Source organism: Leisingera sp. ANG-Vp (assembly GCF_000813725.1).
Taxonomy (GTDB): Bacteria; Pseudomonadota; Alphaproteobacteria; order Rhodobacterales; family Rhodobacteraceae; genus Leisingera.
The window spans coordinates 1-5,311 of sequence record NZ_JWLD01000003.1 but is presented as its reverse complement, the minus strand read 5'-3'; the positions used below and the strand labels follow the sequence as shown (position 1 = coordinate 5,311).

Genomic DNA, 5,311 nt, shown 5'->3' with positions numbered 1-5,311 from the left:
CGCCAGCAGGTCATTGCCCTCGCCGCCCCGCAAGAGATCGTTGCCGCCCTCGCCATAGATCCGGTCGTTGCCGCCCTCGCCCCACAGCTGGTCGTTGCTGCTGCCGCCATAAAGCCGGTCAGCGCCCCAGCCGCCCCACAGCCAGTCCTGGCCGTCCTCGCCATAGAGCCTGTCAGCGCCGGCATTGCCCTGCAGCCGGTCGCCCTGCTGGCCGCCCCGCAGCAGGTCGTTGCCATCGCCGCCCCGCAGGGTGTCATAGCCGCTATGGCCCGCCAGCGTGTCGCGGCCGCCGCCGCCCTCCAGCCAGTCGCTGCCGCCTTCGCCCTTGAGCCGGTCCTGGCCGCCCTCGCCCAGCAGCGTGTCGCCGGTGCCGCCGCCCTGCATCAGGTCATTGCCTTCGCTGCCGACAAAAGTGCCGCCGGGCAGGGTCTCGCCCAGCCCGCGGCTTTCGGGAAAGGCAAAGCGCAGCGCCGGGCCGAACACATCCTCCAGCTCCAGCCCGCCGCCGCTGCCGCTTTGCAGCAGGATCCGGGTGCTGCCCGCAGTCAGCTGCAGCCCCTGGGAGGTCTGCACCGCCTGCAGCTGGCCCGCCGCATAGAGCCCTTCGAACAGCGACAGGTCCAGCCGGTCGGTGCCGGCGCTGAAATCCGTCACCGTCACCGACCCGGCAGCGGGATCGATCACAAAGATATCGGCGCCCGCGCCGCCGGTCAGGCGGCCGCCGCCCGCCCCCGCCACCAGCACGTCGTCGCCGGCATGGCCCTCCAGCGTGTCGCGCCCGGTGCCGCCCTCCAGCACATCACCGGCGCTGCTGCCCTCCAGCCGCGCCGCGCTGCTGCCGCCCTGGCGCAGCTCGCCCAGTCCGGACAGCGGCAGGGTGAAACGGCTGATGCCGCTCTCGGCGCCGGAGGCCGCAAACACCTGCAGCTGGCCGCCCGCAACCGCCGCTTCCAGCGCGGTCACATTCTGCAGCCCCAGGCCGGTTTCATGCTCCAGGCTCTGCAGGTGGATCAGCCGCCCGCCCGGGGTCAGGGTAAACAGGCTCATGCCGCCGTCATTGCCCGCCGCCAGCACCAGGAGATGGCCGTCCGCCTCCACCACCTCCAGCGCCGAGATGCCGCCAAAGCGGGTCAGCGCGGTGTCCTGCAGCTGCGCGGTGAACTTCAGCCCGCCGGTGCCGGTGACCTGCACCAGGGTGAGAGAGCTGTTGCCCGCCGCGCCCAGCAGCGCCCAGGCCTTGCCGCCGGCCTCGAACCCTTCCAGCGCTGTGATATCCGAGACCGCCAGCCCCTGCGCCGTCCCCAGCATGCCACCCAGGCTGAGCGCGCCGGTGGCGGCATCGGCGCGGTAGCTGCGCAGGCCGGCCGCATCTGCCGCCAGCAGCACCGGGCCGGCGCTGCTCTGCACCGCGGCCAGCTGCGCCGGCCCCTCAAGGCTGTAGGCGCCGGCGCCGCCGGCGGCTGCCGTGCGGCCCTGCACCGCGCCGCCCGCATCCAGCTGCCAGCCCTGCAGCGTGCCGCTGGCGCTGCCGGCCCCGTAAAATGCCGTTTTTCCGCCGGCCAGCTCCAGCACCGCCACCGCGCCAAAGCCGCCCGCTTCGGCGCCCGCCAGGGCATCCTGCTGGCGGCTGCCCAGGCTGCCGTCATTCTGCAGCTGATAGAAGGCCAGGGAGCTCTGGCTGGTCTGGGCCTGCAGCAGCCGCAGCCCGCCGCCGGCCTCCGCCAGCTCGAAACCGCCGGTGCGCAGGTCCGCCTGGGCATGCAGCTGCTGGCCCGCCAGCTGCGGCGCACCGCTGCCGTTCAGCTGCCAGCGGCTGATGCCGCCATTCATGCCGGTGACCGCATAAAGCGTGGCCTGGCCGTCCTGCACTGCGATCTCCAGATCGCGCAGATCGGTGCCGAAGATCAGATCGTCCGCCGCAAACCGGCCGCTGAATGCCAGTGCCATATCCCGCTCCTTTGCGCTGTTGCGGGCCCAGCCTGGCGGCGGCGGCCGGCACAAAGCGGGAAGCAAAACGGGCAAAATCAGGGACATTGTTTACAGATTGATGACAATTGCCGGAACAAGGCGAAAACAGGACAGCAACAAGGCGGGAACACGGGAAAACCCGCGGCCCGGCCCCGCGACCCCTGTTGCGCATCCGGCGCACGCTGCATTAGCGCGCGCTTGACCCGGCCCTGCCAGACTGGCGCGCGTCCCGATTTCAGCCGCCGCAGGAGCCCGCTCATGACCCAGACCTCGCCGATTCTCGCGCTGCCCTACCTGATGCCTGCCCAGGCGCAGAAACATGTGACCCACAACGAGGCACTGCAGATGCTGGATGCGCTGGTGCAGCTCAGCGTCGAGGGTTTCGGCGCCGCGGTGCCGCCCGCCAGCCCGGCCCTGGGCGAGGCCCATGCGCTGGGGCCCGCCCCCACCGCCGCCTGGGCCGGCCAGGCCCATGCCATTGCCGTCTGGCAGGGCGAGGGCTGGCTGTTTCTCGCCCCCCTGCCCGGCTGGCGCGCCTGGAGCCGGGCCGCCGGTGAGCTCAGGATCTGGAACGGCAGCGCCTGGGTGCTGCCGCCCGCGAGGACCCAGAACCTCGCCTCTCTCGGCATCGGCACCACCGCCGATGCCGCCAATCCGCTGTCGGTCTCGGGGCCTGCGACGCTGCTCAGCCACGACGGCAGCGGCCATCAGCTGAAGCTGAACAAGGCGGCCGCCGGTGACACCGCCTCGCTGCTGCTGCAGACCAATTGGAGCGGCCGCGCCGAGATCGGCCTGGCCGGCAATGATGATCTGTCGTTCAAGGTCTCCAGCGACGGCAGCAGCTGGACCGAGGCGCTGCGCCTCGAGGCCGCCAGCGGCCGCACCGGCCTCGGCCCTGCGGCGCCCGCCAGCCCGGCCGCGCTTTTGGAGATTGCCGGCAGCGGCGCCGACTACCTGCTGGCAGGCGATGGCAGCGCTGATTTCCGGCTCGGCTCGGACGGCAACGGCAGCTGCGCCGGCGCCTGGTCCGGCGGCGGCGCCGATTACGCGGAATGGTTCGAATGGGCCGACGGCAACCCGCAGGGTGAGGACCGCCGCGGGATCTCAGTGGTGCTGGAGGGCGAGAAAATCCGCGCCGCGGCCCCCGGCGAGGATCCGGCCGGGGTGATCAGCGGCAACCCGGCGGTGGTGGGCGACGGCGACACAGGCGAATGGAAGCAGCGCTGGCTGCGCGACGCCTACGGCAGCCTGCAGCGCGGCGCCGACGGCCGCCCGGCGCAGAACCCCGCCTATGATCCGGCGCGGCCCTATGTGCCGCGGGCAAGCCGCCCGGAATGGGCGCTTGTGGGGCTGGTCGGCAAGCTGCGGCTGCGCCGGGGCCAGCCCGCAGGCCGCCGCTGGATCCGGATGCGCACCGTCTCCGGCGGCATCGAGGAATGGCTGCTGCGCTGAGCGGCGCTCAGCTGCGGGCCTTGTCCTGCGGCAGCAGCTTCGCCAGCGCCCGCTCCTGCTCCTGGGACTGGATGCCGGCAAGGAAGCCCAGCCGGTCGCCCAGCCGCAGCGCGGTGAGCTGCTGGATCTCCCCCAGCTTGCGCGGCTTCTCCGCCAGCCGCTCCCAGAACAGCGCTTCGGGATAGGCGGCCAGCGCCTCCTGCGCCAGCGCAAACAGCCGGTTCAGCCCTTCCGGCGGCACATGGCGGCCGCACCACAGCACGTGGTCCGCCAGCCAGTGGAAATAGCGCTCGGCCAGGGCTCCGGACTGGCCGGTGCGCTCAAGCATGGCGCGGATGGTCTCTGCATGCGCAAAGATCTGCAGGGGCTTCATGCCCATCGAGGTGACGGTCTGGCCCTGGCGCTCCATCCGGTGCACATGGGTGACCGGCGGATAGAAGCTGAAGCTCTCCGCCTGCACCGTGGTTTCCCAGTGGAACGGGTTGTCCTCGAAGAAGTAGTCGCCCACCGGAAAGCGGATCGCATGGCGCTCCAGGAAGCTGCGGCGGTAGATCTTGCGCCAGGGGAAAGGCGCCATCTGCAGCAGCAGCCGGCGGCGCTCTTCCAGCCCGCCGGACTGGCGCACCTTGTCCCACAGATGGGCCTCCGGGTAGGTGGTGTAATTGCCGGTGCTGTTGAAATACTCCTGGCAGCCGCTGACCACGAAATCGGCGCCGGTGTCCTGCAGCCGCTGCACCGCGCCGGCCAGCGCCTGCGGCAGCACCCAGTCATCGCCGTCGACAAAAACCACGGTATCGCCGGTGGCGCGGTCGAGCCCGGCATTGGCGGCGCAGGCCACCCCGCCGATGGTGTTCTGGGCAAAATAGACCGGCACATAGGCCACCCGGTCCGCCGGCGCCGCGGCGCCGATGGCATCGGCCACCCGGCGGGTGGCATCGCTGGAGCCGTCGTCCACCACGATCAGCTCGAGATCGTCAAACCCCGCATCGATCACCGACTGCATCGCAGTGGCGATGAAGGGCTCGACGTTATAGGTGGTGATAATGGCGCTGATCCGGGTCATGCCGCCTCGTCCTCCTGCTGCGGCTGCTCCGCCTCGCTGGCCGCCCAGAAGGCCGCCGCGGCAGCGGCATATTTGCGCCGCCAGCGCTCCGCTTCGGCATCGCCGCCGTCGCAGAGCCCGCCGCTCATCCAGGTGAACAGGTCATCGCAGAAATCGGCAAACACCGGCAGCAGCCTGCCGGCCCCGGCATGGGTCAGCAGCTCCGCCTCGACATTGGCCAGCTCGGCAAAGACATCCATCCGCTTTTCGCCCACATACTGGGTAGCGCGGCCGCCCTCGGGCACCTCCCAATGGGTGATCAGCGGCGGCGCCCAGTCCAGCACCCCGAACATCCGGCAGCGCAGGAAGCTCTGCCAGTGCGGGGTGATGTCCTCATGCATGCGCAGATCCGGGAAGCTGATCCGGGCCTCCAGCAGGAAGGCGCGGTCGTAAAGCTTGTTCCAGGGGAAATTCACCGTTGCCATCGCCTCGGGCCGGTCCTGCAGCCGGAACCGCTGCACCGGGAAGCAGGCCTCCGGGGCGCGGCTGAAGAAGCGGCGGTCGACCGGGTGCATGTCATAGCTGAAGCGCTGCTCCGGCTTGCGGCTGAGATGGTATTTGAACATCACAAAGCCGGTTTCCCCGCCCAGGGGCGCCAGCCGCATCACGTCAAAGAAGCAGGGCGCCAGCAGATCGTCGGCATCCAGGAACATCACCCGCTCTTCCTCGGCCAGGGTGATGCCGTGGTTGCGCGCTGCCGCCGGGCCGCCGTTCTGCGCCATCCGGTGATAGGTGATGCGGATATTGGCCGGCAGGTCCGCCGCCGCCACCGCCGCTTCGGTGCCGTCC

Annotated in this window: 4 protein-coding genes; 1 reads left to right on the top strand and 3 read right to left on the bottom strand. The window is 70.7% G+C overall.

Annotated features, from left to right (window positions below; all coding sequences use genetic code 11):
* A partial coding sequence (locus RA20_RS01950; RefSeq protein ID WP_039124132.1) for a calcium-binding protein occupies window positions 1-1,947 on the bottom strand: 1,947 nt, incomplete at its 3' end.
* 279 nt (window positions 1,948-2,226) lie between these two features.
* On the opposite strand from RA20_RS01950, the gene RA20_RS01945 reads away from it, so the two are divergent.
* The gene (locus RA20_RS01945) at window positions 2,227-3,420 is read left to right on the top strand and encodes a peptidase G2 autoproteolytic cleavage domain-containing protein (protein WP_039124098.1); all 1,194 of its coding nucleotides are present in this window, start codon (window positions 2,227-2,229) and stop codon (window positions 3,418-3,420) included.
* 7 nt (window positions 3,421-3,427) lie between these two features.
* On the opposite strand, the gene RA20_RS01940 is transcribed toward RA20_RS01945, so the two are convergent.
* Together RA20_RS01940 and RA20_RS01935 are read right to left on the bottom strand one after the other, a co-directional pair.
* Entirely contained in the window at window positions 3,428-4,483 is a 1,056-nt protein-coding gene (locus RA20_RS01940) for a glycosyltransferase family 2 protein (RefSeq protein WP_039124096.1), read from the bottom strand.
* A partial coding sequence (locus RA20_RS01935; RefSeq protein ID WP_039124093.1) for a glycosyltransferase family A protein occupies window positions 4,480-5,311 on the bottom strand: 832 nt, incomplete at its 5' end. The genes RA20_RS01935 and RA20_RS01940, both read right to left, overlap by 4 nt.

Excerpts from the sequence above, each read along its gene's own strand:
- RA20_RS01940 (WP_039124096.1), bottom strand. The coding sequence starts at position 4,483 with ATGACCCGGATCAGCGCCATTATCACCACCTATAACGTCGAGCCCTTC.
- RA20_RS01945 (WP_039124098.1), top strand. The coding sequence starts at position 2,227 with ATGACCCAGACCTCGCCGATTCTCGCGCTGCCCTACCTGATGCCTGCC.